The sequence below is a fragment of the Paraglaciecola polaris LMG 21857 genome (genome assembly GCF_000315055.1).
In the GTDB taxonomy this organism is placed as follows: domain Bacteria; phylum Pseudomonadota; class Gammaproteobacteria; order Enterobacterales; family Alteromonadaceae; genus Paraglaciecola; species Paraglaciecola polaris.
Genome location: NZ_BAER01000033.1, coordinates 53,095 through 67,634 on the forward strand (window position 1 = coordinate 53,095; position 14,540 = coordinate 67,634).

Genomic DNA, 14,540 nt, shown 5'->3' on the forward strand with positions numbered 1-14,540 from the left:
AGCTTATAACGCGAAATACGTTTTAATTCCCTCAAGAATACTGGCTGTCGCCACAGAGGCAAGGATTAATCCCATGACTCTACTGACAATATTTGCACCACCGTTGCCAATGATTTTGTGAATAGGCCCTGCCGTCATGAGCAGAATAAGCGTGATCAACAGCACTGATAGCATGATACCCGCCGTTGTTGCTTGCTCCTCTAAGGTATAACGGGCATTTTCCGTGAGCATAACCGCAGCAAGCATAGCTCCGGGGCTAGCAATGGACGGCACCGCCAATGGAAAAATAGCGGTTTCAGTAACCGACTTGGCCATGCGTAACTCGCTTTTAGCCTTGCCCTCACCAAATATCATGGTTAACGCAAAAAGAAATAATACGATCCCGCCAGCAATTTCAAAGGCAGAAAGTGGGATCCCCATAGCTGACAGTAAGTACTCACCGGCAACAATGAAAAACAACAAGATACCCGTTGCGGCAATAATGGCCTTATAAGCAATATGGCGTTTGGCTTTGGCATCAAAACCAGTGGTAGTCGCAATAAAAACAGGCACACTACCGATAGGGTCGATGACGGCAAAGAAGAAAATAAAAATCGGGATTAATTCGCTCATATGGCTCCTACGGAAGAAAAGTCATGGAGTAAGGGGATAAATATTACCCTAACAAAGTGATGTGTGTTACTAAAATAATAGGTGGGATTAATGCTCCTTATTAAAGATAATACCGAATAGCCAATATTAGTTGCCAATATACAAGAGACAAATATAACATAAACACGGCTATCTAATCGACATTAAAAATGTCACTTAATGTATCCAGAAGTCACGAAATGAGTAGAGTGCGTGATTAAAATACGAGATCGTCGGCAAAATGAAAAATGGATCTCACTGGCAAATCGCAGCAAACCTAGCATTTAAAATCGACGCCAAATCATCCGGGGTGAGCGCTATTTCTAGTCCTCTTTTACCAGCACTGACGTAAAATGTCTGTAGTTCCCGCGCGGAGGTATCTATGATTGTCATTAGACGTTTCTTTTGCCCTAGTGGACTCACGCCGCCAAGTACATAACCTGTCACTCGCTCCACTTCTGCTTTATCTGCCATCTGGGCTTTTTTTGCCCCCACTGCTTTGGCTAGCAATTTCATACTAAGCATGCGTTCGACAGGCAATATAGCGACGCATAACGTCTGGGTGTCTAACTTAACAACGAGTGTTTTAAACACCACATTGGCGGCTAAACTTAGTTTCTGAGCCGCTTCTAAACCAAATGATTCAGCTTGTGCATCATGTTCATATTGCAGCACTTGGTGAGCAATTTTACTTTTAAGCAATAAATTAATAGCCGGTGTCATTTTGCACCCTTCCTTGCACAGGAATTAACCCTGTCGCTGTTCACCCATGGCCAAAGCAGGCAGCTCGCCACTTAAACCAATGGCGTGGCGCACAATATTTTGCTTCGCCCTCGGTAATTGGTCCATTGCTGATAAGCCGATATCCCGAACGAATTTTTGCACCGGATTGGCCCCATCAAACAAGCGTTTAAACGACTCCATGGTGGCGATCATTTTTACCGCTTCCGTTTTACGCCAGCGCTCATAAGGGCGCAAATTTTTGCTTAAACCAATATCTTTACCCTGCTCTGATATTTTAATGACCTGCTCAGCCAATGCCACTGCGTCCATGATCCCAAGATTTGCCCCCTGACCTGCCAACGGGTGCACCGTATGGGCCGCATCACCCACCAAGGCAACACGATCCGTTACCCATTGCCTGGCGTAACGCATTTTAAGGGGAAAACTGTGACGCTCACTTACCACCTCACATATGCCTAATCGCATATCAAAGGTCGCCATTAATGCTTTAGCAAATGCGGCGTTATCTAACGCCAGTAATTGTTTCGCTATGGGCTCTTGTTGCGACCAAACGATTGAGCAATGGTGCTGATCCCAAAGGGGTAAAAACGCAAGTGGCCCATGAGCGGTAAAGACCTGACGAGCCGTGTTGTCGTGGGGTAAGCTTGTTTTGATCGTCGCGACAATCGAATGATGTTCGTAGTCCCAAAATGTCAGGGGTAAATTCGCTTTTTGTCGCACCATAGAATTGGCGCCATCGGCACCGACCACCAAACGAGCGGTGAGCATATTTTCGTCATCAAGGGTGAGAAAACTTTCTTGTTGACCAAATACCATCTTGCTCACTTTTTTCGGCGCAATAAGACTAATATGTTTGCTTTGCTGTGCTTTTAACCATAGAGCGCGGCGCAAATTTTGATTTTCAACCACGTGCCCCAAATATGGCTGTTGCACATCTTCATGGGAAAACCCGATATTTGCGAAGCTGTCTTGATCCCATACGGACATATGCTGATAAGCACACAAACGCTCTTGGTCAAGTAACGGCCACACACCCAGCTTTTCCATCACAGTTTGGGTGGCTAGCGTGAAAGTACTCACTCTCAATTGAGGCGCGGCGTCGAGGGACTGGTCACCAACTTGTGCATCAATTACGGCAACATTGAGCTCACTTGTGGCTAAAGTAAGTGCCACCGTTAGACCAACGACACCTCCTCCGATGACGACCACATCATAACTTTGCATCAATTACGTTCCTATTTAAGGTTAGGTTTCATTGTTGAATTTATTTTTCGGGTTGGCCTTTTGCCATAAGCGCTTCGATATGTGCCATGTCTTTAGGAACATCTTGCGTTAACACTTCATGCCCCTGTGCTGTCACTAACAGGTTATCCTCTATTCGAATACCGATACCTCGCCAACGCGACGCAACAGGGGCGTCTGCAGCAATATAAATACCTGGCTCTACGGTTAACACCATCCCCGGTTCGAAGGGTCGGTCATTGCCGTCAATTTTATAATTTCCCACATCGTGCACATCAAGTCCTAACCAATGACTCAAGCCATGCATAAAAAAGGCTTTGTAGTGTTGCTGCTCAACATTTTCAGCCAAAGTGCCTTGCAACAAGCCTAACGTAAGCAAACCTCGGGTTATCACCTCGATGGCCACTTGCGTCGCCTGACCGACTGTGTTGCCTGGTTTAATACAAGCAAATGCAGCCAACTGGGCGTCTAAAACCAGTTGATACAATTGAGCTTGCTCCAATGAAAATTGACCGGATACCGGAAAGGTACGAGTAATATCTGCCGCGTAGCCTTGTAGTTCACACCCAGCATCAATCAGTACCAGCTGGCCAGCTTTTAGTTCGGCGCTATTTTCGGTGTAATGCAAAATACAGGCATTGTCGCCGCTACCGACAATGGTGCTATAGGCTGGGTGTTTGGCACCTTGCATAGCAAATTCGTGATGCAATACAGCTTCTAATTGATATTCGAATCGTCCGTGCTGGGCAAACTGCATGGCTTTAATGTGCGCTTGGGCACTTATTTTTGCAGCCTGGCGCATTATGTCTATTTCAAAGGCCGATTTAAACAATCGCATTTCGTCCAGTAATATTCGACTGTCAAGGATACTACTAGGTGCAGTTTGGCTCTGCTTCGGAGCCCCGCGCAACTGGGCTAAGCAATCCAGTAGTAATGCTTCCGTTTCAGGGTGATCACCTGATGCAAAATAAAGCTGATCGTGTCCATCGACTAGCTCAAGCACTCGGTCTTCAAATTCATCGCTGTCAAAGGCAAGGTCAACACCATATGCACGTTTTGCCTCACGCGGACCGATGCGTCTGCCCTGCCACATTTCAATATTGGGATCTTTCCCTTGGCAAAACAGCACGCATAATCCTTGCGGATAGGCTGGCGCATTCGACAAAATTAACCAGGCATCGGGTTCAGGAAAACCACACAGATAATGAAAATAACTGTCTTGACGGAAGGCAAATTCAGTGTCGCGGCTGCGTGTGTGTAGTGACGCGCTTGGCACAACACATATGCTGTTGCTGTGCATATTGCTAAGCAGCTGTTGACGCCGCTCGATAAAAGCACTGTTTTCAAATTCTATCATGGGAATAGTGACTTAATGGACTGTCTTAGGTTGACTTTGCTGCTCTTCAGGCGATTTACCCAACTCGTTGAAACACAACATAGCACTGACTCTCACGTACTCGACCACCTCGAATAACGCCTGTTCGAATTCTTCGCCTTCAGCCATCTCTTCATCCATACGGGCAATTTCAGCAAAATCTTCAAGAGCCTCTTTGACATCTGCTGAGCATTGGGTCAGGTCGTCCTGATGCAAACCAAAACCAAGCATAAAACCTTGAACCCATTCCAACAACGCTTGACCCCGTTCATTAATTGGCGCGGCATCATCCGGCAAACATAAAACCAACGCAAAATCAGTTTCGACTAATTGTTGACAGGTTTCGTTGTATAATTCGGTTAATTGCAGCTCAATCTCTTTGACTAATGGCTCACCTTGATTCACAAAGTCTGCGATTGCTTCAATCCAGTCCTGTGATTCAAGTGGCATACCACCACCTAGCATCCCGCAAAAGACACCTTGAATTTCTGCTGCACTGGCTAAGATATTTTCGCGCTGAAGCGCTGCGGATATCAGTTCGTAGTTCTGTTGTTGTGTATTCAAAGCATTGCCCCATATTGTTAATGAGTCAATTCTAACACTATGGTCAGATCAGGTCATGCCCAGCTCATGAGTAATTCACCGATAAGTGAAATGAGATTGGAAAGTTAACCCAAGAACATACTATAATGGCGCCGAATTCGCGGTTTTAATTACCTTAGATGTAAAAGCAAACGGTTTTCGTACAAAACATGTTCAACAATGACCATGTACTATGTTTCCTGGAATGTTTGCCAGTTCAGTAATGTCCCTGGCCGATGCTTTTTACCTAGGAAGTTGATTCCATCGCTATTGTGCAAGCTCGGCTCGTATCGAGACGCCTACGGCAATGATGATACTTCCGCCCTGAACTTTCGGTTCACGGGCGTACACCGAACAGCGGCATTTCGGGAGACACCTTTCATTTTACGAACTCGATAAGATATATTATTTTGTCGCCTTGCTGCATGATGACTTCACGGATGAAAAAGATGCACTTCAATCACGTTTACAAATGGCTAATATGAATCAAGAAACAATAATACGCCAACGCGGCGCCGTTATCGTAGATGCTCTTAATGGCGTGGTAAAATGGAAATACGATGATTTTAACCGTTCACTATTAGCTGAGTTTTCGGTAGATAAAGCCCCTCTAGTTAACGACATTATACTTCAGAATTTTCCGATTGAATGGCACATCAATAACATTAAGCAAGCCCCAGAGCTGATGAAACACTTGGCCGGTAAATATGCCCGTTTAAGCAAAAAACAGAAACTTTATTACGCTCAACAAGAAGACAGACCCGAAGTCATGCTTGCTTGGTGGCCTTGGGGACATGGGGCAACAGTATCAATTAGGCTATTCATGGTCAGCCAAGAACCATTTGTTTCAACAAAACCCTTCCTGAAACGAATTTTCTCCTTTCTAAAGTAAAAAAGACGGTTTTTTTAATACTTATTTGCGACATATAAGCAAATACTCGGTTAGAATAACGCCAAAATGATATTAACTTTCGGAATTATTCTCTATGGCCGTTATTAACTTTGGTTCTATTAATGTGGACCATGTTTATCAGGTTGAGCACTTCGTACATCCTGGTGAAACGTTAGCCTCAACGCATTATCAATGTTTACTTGGTGGCAAAGGAGCGAACCAATCAATCGCGCTTGCTAAGGCTGGCGCAGATGTACGGCACGTTGGTCGCATCAATGAGTCTGATGCCAACTTCAAACAAATCATGATCAAGCACAACATCAATTGTAAATTTGTCGCCTGTACCGAAAGCCCATCTGGCCATGCTATTATTCAAGTCACTCCTTCCGGCGAAAATGCCATTGTATTGTTCGGTGGTGCCAACCATGAAATCACCGCAAAGGATGTGATGGCTGCGCTTGACGACGTTAAGTCCAATGACTGGGTGTTAACCCAAAATGAAACCAGCGCCATTGATGAAGTGCTAAAACAAGCTAAAGAAAAAGGCTTAAAAGTAGCATTCAACCCAGCTCCTATGACCGAATCGGTTAAACAATTACCGGTAGACTGTATCGACTTATTGATTGTCAATGAAGTTGAAGCCCAAGAAATTTCTGGCCACAGCGATATTGATAGCATGGAACAGTACTTCCGTACTCACTGGTCACATAGCGAAATAATTATCACCTTAGGTAAAGCTGGGGTGTGTATGCTGAAAAAAGATCGCAGAATTGAAGTTGACGCCTTTGTCGTTGACGCAGTCGATACGACTGCCGCAGGGGATACCTTTATCGGTTTCTTTTTGTCGGCATATAGTCAACATACAGATGCAAAATCAGCACTTACTCGTGCCTGTGCGGCATCAGCGCTTGCTGTCACCCAAGTGGGGGCCGCCCAATCTATTCCAGATGAAGAGCAAGTAAACCGTTTTCTTGCTAAACATCACAGTTAACCTACATTTCACGAGGATCTTATGAGTCATAAAATAATTCTTGATACCGATCCGGGTATCGACGATGCCATGGCGATTTTTTTCGCATTTCAATCTCCAGACATTGAGGTACTCGGTCTTACCACCGTTTATGGCAACGTTCCCGTTGAAATGGCGGCGCAAAACGCGCTGACCCTGTGCGAAATAGCAGGTAAAGATATACCGGTATGCAAAGGTGTAGGCATGCCTTGGGTAGGCCCTCAGTCTAAGTATGCTCACTTCGTACACGGTGATGATGGTTTTGGTAATATCTACCCTGAACCCTCAAAGCGTGAACTTGATCCTCGTAGCTCAGCTCAATTTATTATTGATATGGCACGCCAGCACCCTGGCGAGATTACAGTAGTAGCTATTGGTCCTCTGGGTAACCTTGCCCTTGCCCTGCGCCTTGAACCTGAATTGCCTAAGTTATTAAAAGGTGTGTCTATCATGGGCGGCGCGGCATTTGTACCTGGCAATGTCACTCCCGTGGCGGAAGCCAATATCTGGAACGATGCGTTTGCAGCTGAAATCGTGTTTGCTGCCGATTGGAACTTGACCATGTTTGGTTTAGACGTAACGAACTCATTGCCTTTCCAACCTGTGTTTTTGGAAACCTTGCGTGCCAATAACGCTAAATTAGGCGGTTTCGTCCACGATGCGGCGCAGTTTTACATGGATTTTTATTCACAAAATCGTGAAGACCGCGTGTGCTTTTTCCACGATGCCATGCCGATTGCGCACCTTGTTGACCCAACTTTATTTGAAATTACCCGTGGCCATGCGCGTGTATCAACAGATCCGTTGAACATTGGTCAAACAACCATAGCGCCAAAAAACACCACGGCGAGTCCTCACTGGCTTGAAGCGCAACAGATTGATGTAGCGGTTAAAGTTGACAAAGAAAGACTTACCCAGTTATACCTCGATACCTACTAAATCTATGTAGATATACCGACACCCTGTTTCTTTTGAAGCCACGGTGTCGGTAACATTTATTGAATGCTAATAGCTCCTGGGACTCCAGATGAAACAGCACGCTTACTTGCTTTATCCAAATACCACATCCTGAATACAGGAAGTGAAAAAGTCTTCGACGATCTGACTGCCCTAGCCCCGGAAATTTAACAAACACCCATAGCGCTCTTCAGCCTAGTAGATGAAAGGCGAAGATACCCGTGATCGAAGATAATGTAATTAATCGGGAAGTCAGACTCACCATGTTTGAATCCTTGTCCCTTGATATTGCTATTGCAGCGACTGGAGAAGAAGCGTTGCAGTGCAGCGCGCAGACACAAAATGACATTATTTTCATGGGCATCCATTTACCCGGTATAGATGGACTTGAAACCAGTCAATACATTAAACAATACGCGCCCAATTTACCGATTATTGGCTTCTTTGTGGATACCTTTGAACTGGAATTGTTTCTTAATCCGCCCAGCGAAGGCCACACACTAGATGATTATCTGACTAAACCGGTGGATAATCATAAAATCATCAATGTGTTCAATCGATATTTTTGTGCGTTAAATTAAGGGCTAAGTAGTTAATCAATATGCTTCCAACTGAATCAAGATCGACACTACGCAAATATTTTCGCCAACAACGCAATGCACTTAGCAACGCACAACAGCAACTTGCCAGCGTACAACTACTTAAGCAATGCAAGAGCCTTGGCATATATCAACAAGCAAAAACAATCGCTTGTTACCTAGCCCAGGACGGTGAATTATCACTGACTCCATTAATTGAAGATGCATGGCATCGAGGCAAAGACGTATGCTTACCAGTGCTTCACCCATTTGCAAAGGGTTACCTGCTATTCGTGCGCTACCATCCTAACAGCACGCTGCAAGCTAATCGCTTTGGCATTCCTGAACCTGTTATTAACTTACCTGACATAATACCACTGGAGGAAGTTAATTTGATTTTTGCGCCGTTAGTGGCATTTGATGAGCAGAGTCGGCGTTTGGGTATGGGGGGCGGATTTTACGACCGCACGTTAGCACCTGTACTAAAAAACGCACTGGAAACACATATTTGCGGTGTTGCCCATGATTGCCAGAAGGTGGAAACCGGTTTAAAAAGTGATCGCTGGGATATTCCCATGCAACAGATTATTACCCCATCAAAAATCTACCGTGCTTCATAGAGCCGGAGATAAATTATATTTACAGCGTATATTTTGTTAACGCCTTGGGTATACTTTAACCATTACAGACTCATAGAAGAATACAATGAATCAAGACGATAAAAAGAAAGCCGTTGCTCAGGCTGCCATACGATATGTTGAAAAAGGTTCAATAATCGGTGTAGGCACGGGTTCTACCGTTAATTACTTTATAGAAGCACTTGCACCATTAAAAAATGACATAGTCGGCGCAGTGTCCAGCTCAGACGCGTCAACTGAGCGTTTAAAGGCGTTAGGTATAGAGATATTTGATTTGAACTCTGTGGATCAGTTATCTGTGTATGTTGATGGCGCAGATGAGATCACAGAGCACCGCCATATGATAAAAGGTGGTGGCGCTGCGCTGACCCGCGAAAAAATTGTAGCCGCGGTAGCCCAAAAGTTCGTGTGCATCATAGATGACACGAAAAACGTCGGGGTACTCGGTGCATTTCCGTTGCCCGTTGAAGTCATCCCTATGGCACGCTCTTATGTGGCAAGGGAAATTGTCAAGTTGGGCGGCGATCCGGTATATCGACAAGGCGTGGTCACCGACAATGGCAATGTGATCTTAGATGTACATAATCTAACAATACTCAATCCAGTAGAGTTGGAGCGTCAGTTGAATAATATTGTTGGGGTTGTCACCAATGGCTTGTTTGCTATGCGTGGCGCTGATGTTGTATTAACAGGCAGTGAAAATGGCGTTGAAGTGAACGAATAAATAACGTCATAATGCCCCAAAAAACCCAGTAAAACCGCCTATTCAGGCGGTTTTACTGGGTTTTATACTGCATATTCATTTGGACACAAAATCGTCATAAAGCAATGTCAGACTGATTAACTGCTCTCCTACCCAGTGATGCTTTTGTGTTAATGCATTTGGATTCATTAACCCCCTTGCTGGTCATTACCAACGTCTGTGTGATGGGAATGTTGTTACTTGTGGGCCGTCAAATCCATTACACTCAAAAGTTGTTCGGCCTGAACAACAAAAATAAATCCCTACTGCGCTTAATCAACAGATGGAAGCTCATTCCTCATCCTATTATGCCAACGCAATCCCCCTACTCACCCGGTACCAGCAACAATTTATGCAATTAGGCCATGCTGATCGCCATATCGGGTTAAATCACGAGAGTGAACTACAAGGCCGTTTCGCTATCAAGGGCATCTAGTTGGACAAAATGTATTGGCCCTGGAGCTCCGACTGCAAATTAACGGGGCACAACGCTGCGTGGAAATGACCAGTGTCTTGATAATGCTAAGCAATTCTGATTGTGTTATTGGTGCGTAGTTTTCTGACGCTGCAATGCGCCTTCAGCGACTTCGTGATGTTCTTTTATCGCTGTAAGCGGGAATATCAACATATGGATAAAATAAGCCGTTTAAAACATCTTAAATTTGGCGATTAGGCACAAAGACTAAATACATCGCTATAAATAAGTAAATAACAATTTTTAATTTTACCTACTGAGTGCTTTAAAACGAAAAATCGGCTTGTAGTTTTTCAACTATCGCTACATTTGCCGCAGGGAATTCGTACTCGTTTAACTGAGCGATATCAACCCAACGACTCGTTTGCCCTTCTTGGTGCTGTGGCTCACCGGAAAAATCTGTCACCAACTGAATATGTAAACGCACGTGTTTATCGCCATAATCATGCTCTATAAGCATATAGGTATGCTGCGCAGTGACTCGTATACCAATTTCTTCTTGTAGCTCTCTGGACAGTGCTTGCTCAACAGATTCACCGGTCTCATGCTTGCCTCCGGGGAATTCCCATTTTCCACCCTGGTGCAACTGGTCTGCCCGTTTACTGATATAAATCAGCTGTTCACGTTTTATCACACCTACTGCTACATCAACGACTTTCACTGTATTTCCTCAGTTATTAGGCAAAAAAAACGGGCCAATTCGATTAGGAACAGCCCGTTGTTATGTCACATTGTTATGTGCTAACTAGAGTAGCCTAGCTCAATTTACCGTGACACTGTTTATACTTTTGACCTGAACCACATGGACAGGGATCATTTCGACCCACCTTAGGTCCATCACGCAAAGTGTTACTTGGCCGTGCTGGCGGCGCAACCTGTTCGGGGGCTGGTTCTGGAGCTTGCGTAGCGCTGGCAGATTCATGCTCATACTGTTTAGGTTGCTCACCTGCTTGACGGCGCTTTTCTTCAACCGCCTCAACATCAGACTCCGCCTTAACCTGTACTTTACTGAGCACCGTGACTACTTCCACCTTCAGTGCTTCAAGCATCTCCGTAAACAGTTCGAACGACTCACGCTTATATTCTTGTTTTGGATTTTTCTGCGCATAACCACGTAAATGGATACCTTGGCGCAAATGATCCATTGCTGCCAAATGCTCTTTCCAATGGCTGTCCAGATTTTGCAGCATCACGGCTTTTTCAAACTGGCGTAACACGTCAGGGCCAACTATCTCTTCTTTGGCTTTATAACCATTGGTCACTTCTTCTAAAATGCGTTCGCGGATTTTTTCTTCGTAAAGTTTATCGTCTTCATCAATCCATTTTTGTAACGGAATATCTAACAAAAACTCACTCTTAAAGTGCTCCTCAAGGCCGCTCACACTCCACATTTCACTCAGTGACTGTGGTGGAATGTACTGATCAATAATGCTGTTAACCACATCAACACGAATAACTTCGATGGTTGAATAAATGTCACCTTCGTCGAGTAACTCATTACGTTGCTCATAAATGACTTTACGTTGGTCGTTAGCCACATCATCAAACTCGAGCAACTGCTTACGCATATCGAAGTTACGGCCTTCAACTTTGCGTTGAGCGTTTTCAATGGCACGGGTCACCCAAGGGTGCTCGATAGCTTCGCCACGTTCCATACCTAGGCGCTTCATCATGTTGCCCATTTTCTCGGAGGCAAAGATACGCATTAAGGCATCATCTAACGATAAGTAGAAACGTGAAGACCCAGCATCACCTTGACGGCCAGAACGACCACGTAATTGATTATCGATACGGCGAGATTCATGACGCTCTGTGCCTATGATATGTAAGCCACCAGATTCAAGCACGGCATCGTGATCTTTTTGCCATTGCTCTTTTATTTTTTCAACTGTGCCAGGTTTAGGATCATTGATATCTTCAACCGCAACTTGCCAATTTCCGCCAAGTACAATATCGGTACCACGACCAGCCATGTTAGTTGCAATCGTAACGGCGCCGGGTTTACCCGCTTGAGCAACAATATCTGCTTCTTGTTCATGAAACTTAGCGTTAAGGACTTTATGCGGAATTTTCGCTTTTTTGAGGATCCCTGAAATCAACTCAGAGTTTTCAATTGAAACGGTACCCACAAGCGTAGGCTGACCACGTTTCACACAGTCTTTGATATCTTCAACGATCGCTTCATATTTTTCTTGCGCCGTCAGGTAAATCAAGTCTGCTTTATCTTTACGAATCATAGGTTTGTTAGTAGGAATAACAACTGTATCCAAGCCATAAATACTTTGAAATTCAAATGCTTCGGTATCGGCTGTCCCTGTCATACCAGCTAGTTTGTCATACAAACGGAAATAATTTTGGAAGGTGATTGAGGCGAGAGTTTGGTTCTCGTTCTGAATATTCACTTCTTCTTTAGCTTCGACTGCTTGGTGTAAACCTTCAGACCAACGGCGCCCTTCCATTGTGCGCCCCGTATGCTCATCAACGATGACTACATCATCGCCTTTAACGATGTAATCTACATCCCGACTGAATAACTTATGGGCGCGTAGCGCGGCATTAACGTGGTGCAGTAATGAAATATTTGCCGCGGCGAAAAGAGATTCGTCTTCACTTAAAATACCGCTGGCTTTAAGAATTTCTTCAACATGTATCTGACCTTTTTCGGTCAAATGAACCTGCTTGCCCTTTTCGTCAATGGTGTAATCACCATCACCATTTTTACCTTCCTCATCCTCTTTATCTTGTAGCTCTAGCTGAGGGATGATGGTATTGATTTTGCGATATAGCTCAGAACTGTCTTCTGCTTGCCCAGAAATAATCAGCGGTGTTCTCGCTTCATCGATTAGGATTGAATCCACCTCATCGATAATGGCGTAGTGAAGCTCACGTTGAACACGGTCACTTGGACTAAATGCCATGTTGTCACGCAAATAATCGAAGCCAAACTCATTGTTAGTGCCGTAGGTAATATCCGCTGCATAAGCCTCTTTTTTCTGAGCGTGGTTCATGCCAGGAATGTTACAACCAACACTTAACCCTAAAAACTCAAACAAAGGACGACTACCTTCAGCATCACGACTCGCCAAGTAATCATTGACGGTAATAACGTGTACACCTTTTCCACTGAGGGCGTTTAAATAAGCAGGTAAGGTCGATGTAAGTGTTTTACCTTCACCGGTACGCATTTCTGCAATTTGGCCGGTATGCAGCACTTGCCCACCGAGCATTTGCACATCGAAGTGGCGCATGGAAAAGACACGTTTACTTGCTTCGCGTACTACTGCAAAGGCTTCAGGCAATAAATTATCAGTGTCTTCGCCCTCTTGCAATCGCCCTTGAAACTCACCCGTTTTAGCTTTGAGCTGCTCATCACTAAGCGCTTCATACTCAGCTTCTAACTGGTTCACTTGCTCAGTAGTTTTATTTAGTTTTTTTAAAGTTCGGTCATTACGGCTACCAAAAACCTTGGTCAGAATACTCGAAAACATGGATTTACAGCTTCCAATCTAATAAATGAATGACCTTACAGCCGATGATGGCGTAAAAATCATGACTAAAATAAAACAAACGGCTCCTATGAGTCGATTGCCAATAATTAACGAAAACGTCTCGTTGGGCGACATCAAACAGACTGCCCCAGCGTTAGCTAGTTATCAAACAGCTAATCGCGATATACAAAAGGCAACGGATCTTGCGGCTGCCCCTTACTGATGACTTCGTAATGTACATGAGCGCCAGTGGAACGGCCAGTATTACCCATTAATGCAATCGCTTGCCCTTTGGTTACTACGTCGCCGATTTTCACATTAAGCCCTTTATTATGCCCGTAACGTGTGACTAGACCATTACCGTGGTCAATTTCGACTAGTTCACCATAACCATAGCGTGTTGCTGCCCAAGTCACTATGCCAGCACCTGTGGCTAATACGGGTTCGCCTTCTGCACCAGCAAAATCTAACCCTTTGTGCATAGTCGGTTTACCGGTAAAAGGGTCCGTTCGAATGCCATAGTAGGATGATAACCAACCTGCCTCTATGGGTCGACCCGCTAACGCACTTTCTTCAGTTATATGGTGACTCATTAGAATAGATTCAAGCGCACCAAGTTGTTGCTCTTTATCCGCTAATTCGTCGAGCATGATTTCGATACGCGACACAACATTATATTGCGCAACATCCACGGTGGACTCAGGGACGACTTCAGCCTGGTCGCCGCTAACAGAAAAACTGAATTCATCAGGATTTAATTGTGCTTTTTCTACCAGCCTTGCCCCCAAAGCATTTACTTTGACCAAACGGCTTTCCGCTTCGGCTAATTTTTGCAGCACAGTGGTAAGTTGTTGTTCCGTCGTGGTTTTTAAACTATCGAGCTGGGCTTGCTGCTGATGTAAACCTGATTGCGCCAACGCTAAACGAGCAAGGTTTTCGTTAGGTGAATCTGTTGAGCGACTGGATATGAGAAACAGCCCACAGATAATAATAAAACACGTTAATATCTGGCGCTTGGTTGGCCGATATACTAAACGTGATTTCTTACTGCGGTACAGTAGTGTCAAACTCATTATTGAACAATATCCCGAAAAATTGGATGCTTTGCATCTCTTAGGAGGTGCATATTAACAAAGGCCTGCGGATAAACAAAATCAATTCGTTTAAACAAAAAATGCCGCGTTAAGC

At 44.5% G+C, this 14,540-nt stretch carries 14 protein-coding genes and 1 other RNA gene; 7 read left to right on the forward strand and 8 right to left on the reverse strand.

The window, feature by feature from the left end; all coding sequences use genetic code 11:
- Positions 1 to 3: 3 nt before the first annotated feature.
- The 5 genes from GPLA_RS06230 to GPLA_RS06250 all read right to left on the reverse strand — a co-directional run bounded on the left by GPLA_RS06230 (position 4) and on the right by GPLA_RS06250 (position 4,555).
- On the reverse strand, positions 4 to 612 hold the full coding sequence (locus GPLA_RS06230; RefSeq protein ID WP_007104011.1) for a MarC family protein: 609 nt from the start codon (positions 610 to 612) through the stop codon (positions 4 to 6).
- Positions 613 to 885: 273 nt separating this feature from the next.
- Positions 886 to 1,353: a Cys-tRNA(Pro) deacylase gene (gene ybaK, locus GPLA_RS06235; RefSeq protein ID WP_007104012.1), complete on the reverse strand. Its 468-nt coding sequence runs from the start codon at positions 1,351 to 1,353 to the stop codon at positions 886 to 888.
- Between the two features lie 24 nt (positions 1,354 to 1,377).
- A complete protein-coding gene (locus GPLA_RS06240) occupies positions 1,378 to 2,598 on the reverse strand; it encodes an FAD-dependent oxidoreductase (RefSeq protein ID WP_007104013.1) in 1,221 nt (406 codons plus the stop codon).
- Positions 2,599 to 2,638: 40 nt separating this feature from the next.
- Positions 2,639 to 3,973 carry a Xaa-Pro aminopeptidase gene (gene pepP, locus GPLA_RS06245; protein WP_007104014.1) on the reverse strand — a complete coding sequence of 445 codons (1,335 nt, stop codon included), beginning with the start codon at positions 3,971 to 3,973 and terminating at the stop codon, positions 2,639 to 2,641.
- Positions 3,974 to 3,985: 12 nt separating this feature from the next.
- On the reverse strand, positions 3,986 to 4,555 hold the full coding sequence (locus GPLA_RS06250; protein ID WP_007104015.1) for a UPF0149 family protein: 570 nt from the start codon (positions 4,553 to 4,555) through the stop codon (positions 3,986 to 3,988).
- A 212-nt stretch (positions 4,556 to 4,767) separates the two neighbouring features.
- Here GPLA_RS06250 and ssrS point away from each other — a divergent pair.
- From ssrS to rpiA, 7 genes are all read left to right on the forward strand, one after another.
- Positions 4,768 to 4,949: non-coding RNA, 6S RNA (ssrS, locus tag GPLA_RS23145), on the forward strand.
- Positions 4,950 to 5,045: 96 nt separating this feature from the next.
- Entirely contained in the window at positions 5,046 to 5,465 is a 420-nt protein-coding gene (locus tag GPLA_RS06255; protein WP_226993065.1) for a hypothetical protein, read from the forward strand.
- A 94-nt stretch (positions 5,466 to 5,559) separates the two neighbouring features.
- A complete protein-coding gene (locus GPLA_RS06260) occupies positions 5,560 to 6,456 on the forward strand; it encodes a ribokinase (protein ID WP_007104017.1) in 897 nt (298 codons plus the stop codon).
- A 21-nt stretch (positions 6,457 to 6,477) separates the two neighbouring features.
- A complete protein-coding gene (locus tag GPLA_RS06265; RefSeq protein WP_007104018.1) occupies positions 6,478 to 7,413 on the forward strand; it encodes a nucleoside hydrolase in 936 nt (311 codons plus the stop codon).
- A 239-nt stretch (positions 7,414 to 7,652) separates the two neighbouring features.
- Positions 7,653 to 8,012, forward strand: coding sequence for a response regulator (locus GPLA_RS06270; RefSeq protein ID WP_007104019.1), 360 nt, complete (start codon positions 7,653 to 7,655; stop codon positions 8,010 to 8,012).
- A 20-nt stretch (positions 8,013 to 8,032) separates the two neighbouring features.
- The gene (locus GPLA_RS06275; RefSeq protein WP_007104020.1) at positions 8,033 to 8,629 is read left to right on the forward strand and encodes a 5-formyltetrahydrofolate cyclo-ligase; all 597 of its coding nucleotides are present in this window, start codon (positions 8,033 to 8,035) and stop codon (positions 8,627 to 8,629) included.
- An 85-nt stretch (positions 8,630 to 8,714) separates the two neighbouring features.
- On the forward strand, positions 8,715 to 9,371 hold the full coding sequence (gene rpiA, locus GPLA_RS06280) for a ribose-5-phosphate isomerase RpiA (RefSeq protein ID WP_007104021.1): 657 nt from the start codon (positions 8,715 to 8,717) through the stop codon (positions 9,369 to 9,371).
- A 758-nt stretch (positions 9,372 to 10,129) separates the two neighbouring features.
- Here rpiA and mutT read toward each other — a convergent pair.
- From mutT to GPLA_RS06295, 3 genes are all read right to left on the reverse strand, one after another.
- A complete protein-coding gene (gene mutT, locus GPLA_RS06285; protein WP_007104024.1) occupies positions 10,130 to 10,525 on the reverse strand; it encodes an 8-oxo-dGTP diphosphatase MutT in 396 nt (131 codons plus the stop codon).
- Positions 10,526 to 10,619: 94 nt separating this feature from the next.
- A complete protein-coding gene (gene secA, locus GPLA_RS06290) occupies positions 10,620 to 13,352 on the reverse strand; it encodes a preprotein translocase subunit SecA (RefSeq protein ID WP_007104025.1) in 2,733 nt (910 codons plus the stop codon).
- A 173-nt stretch (positions 13,353 to 13,525) separates the two neighbouring features.
- Positions 13,526 to 14,425 carry a M23 family metallopeptidase gene (locus GPLA_RS06295; RefSeq protein ID WP_007104027.1) on the reverse strand — a complete coding sequence of 300 codons (900 nt, stop codon included), beginning with the start codon at positions 14,423 to 14,425 and terminating at the stop codon, positions 13,526 to 13,528.
- Positions 14,426 to 14,540 lie beyond the last annotated feature (115 nt).

Bases quoted from the DNA above. Each gene is read 5' to 3' on its own strand.
- GPLA_RS06260 (WP_007104017.1), top strand. From the start codon at position 5,560: ATGGCCGTTATTAACTTTGGTTCTATTAATGTGGACCATGTTTATCAG.
- secA (WP_007104025.1), bottom strand. From the start codon at position 13,352: ATGTTTTCGAGTATTCTGACCAAGGTTTTTGGTAGCCGTAATGACCGA.
- GPLA_RS06240 (WP_007104013.1), bottom strand. From the start codon at position 2,598: ATGCAAAGTTATGATGTGGTCGTCATCGGAGGAGGTGTCGTTGGTCTA.
- GPLA_RS06265 (WP_007104018.1), top strand. From the start codon at position 6,478: ATGAGTCATAAAATAATTCTTGATACCGATCCGGGTATCGACGATGCC.
- pepP (WP_007104014.1), bottom strand. From the start codon at position 3,973: ATGATAGAATTTGAAAACAGTGCTTTTATCGAGCGGCGTCAACAGCTG.
- rpiA (WP_007104021.1), top strand. From the start codon at position 8,715: ATGAATCAAGACGATAAAAAGAAAGCCGTTGCTCAGGCTGCCATACGA.
- GPLA_RS06295 (WP_007104027.1), bottom strand. From the start codon at position 14,425: ATGAGTTTGACACTACTGTACCGCAGTAAGAAATCACGTTTAGTATAT.
- ybaK (WP_007104012.1), bottom strand. From the start codon at position 1,353: ATGACACCGGCTATTAATTTATTGCTTAAAAGTAAAATTGCTCACCAA.
- GPLA_RS06230 (WP_007104011.1), bottom strand. From the start codon at position 612: ATGAGCGAATTAATCCCGATTTTTATTTTCTTCTTTGCCGTCATCGAC.
- GPLA_RS06255 (WP_226993065.1), top strand. From the start codon at position 5,046: ATGGCTAATATGAATCAAGAAACAATAATACGCCAACGCGGCGCCGTT.
- GPLA_RS06275 (WP_007104020.1), top strand. From the start codon at position 8,033: ATGCTTCCAACTGAATCAAGATCGACACTACGCAAATATTTTCGCCAA.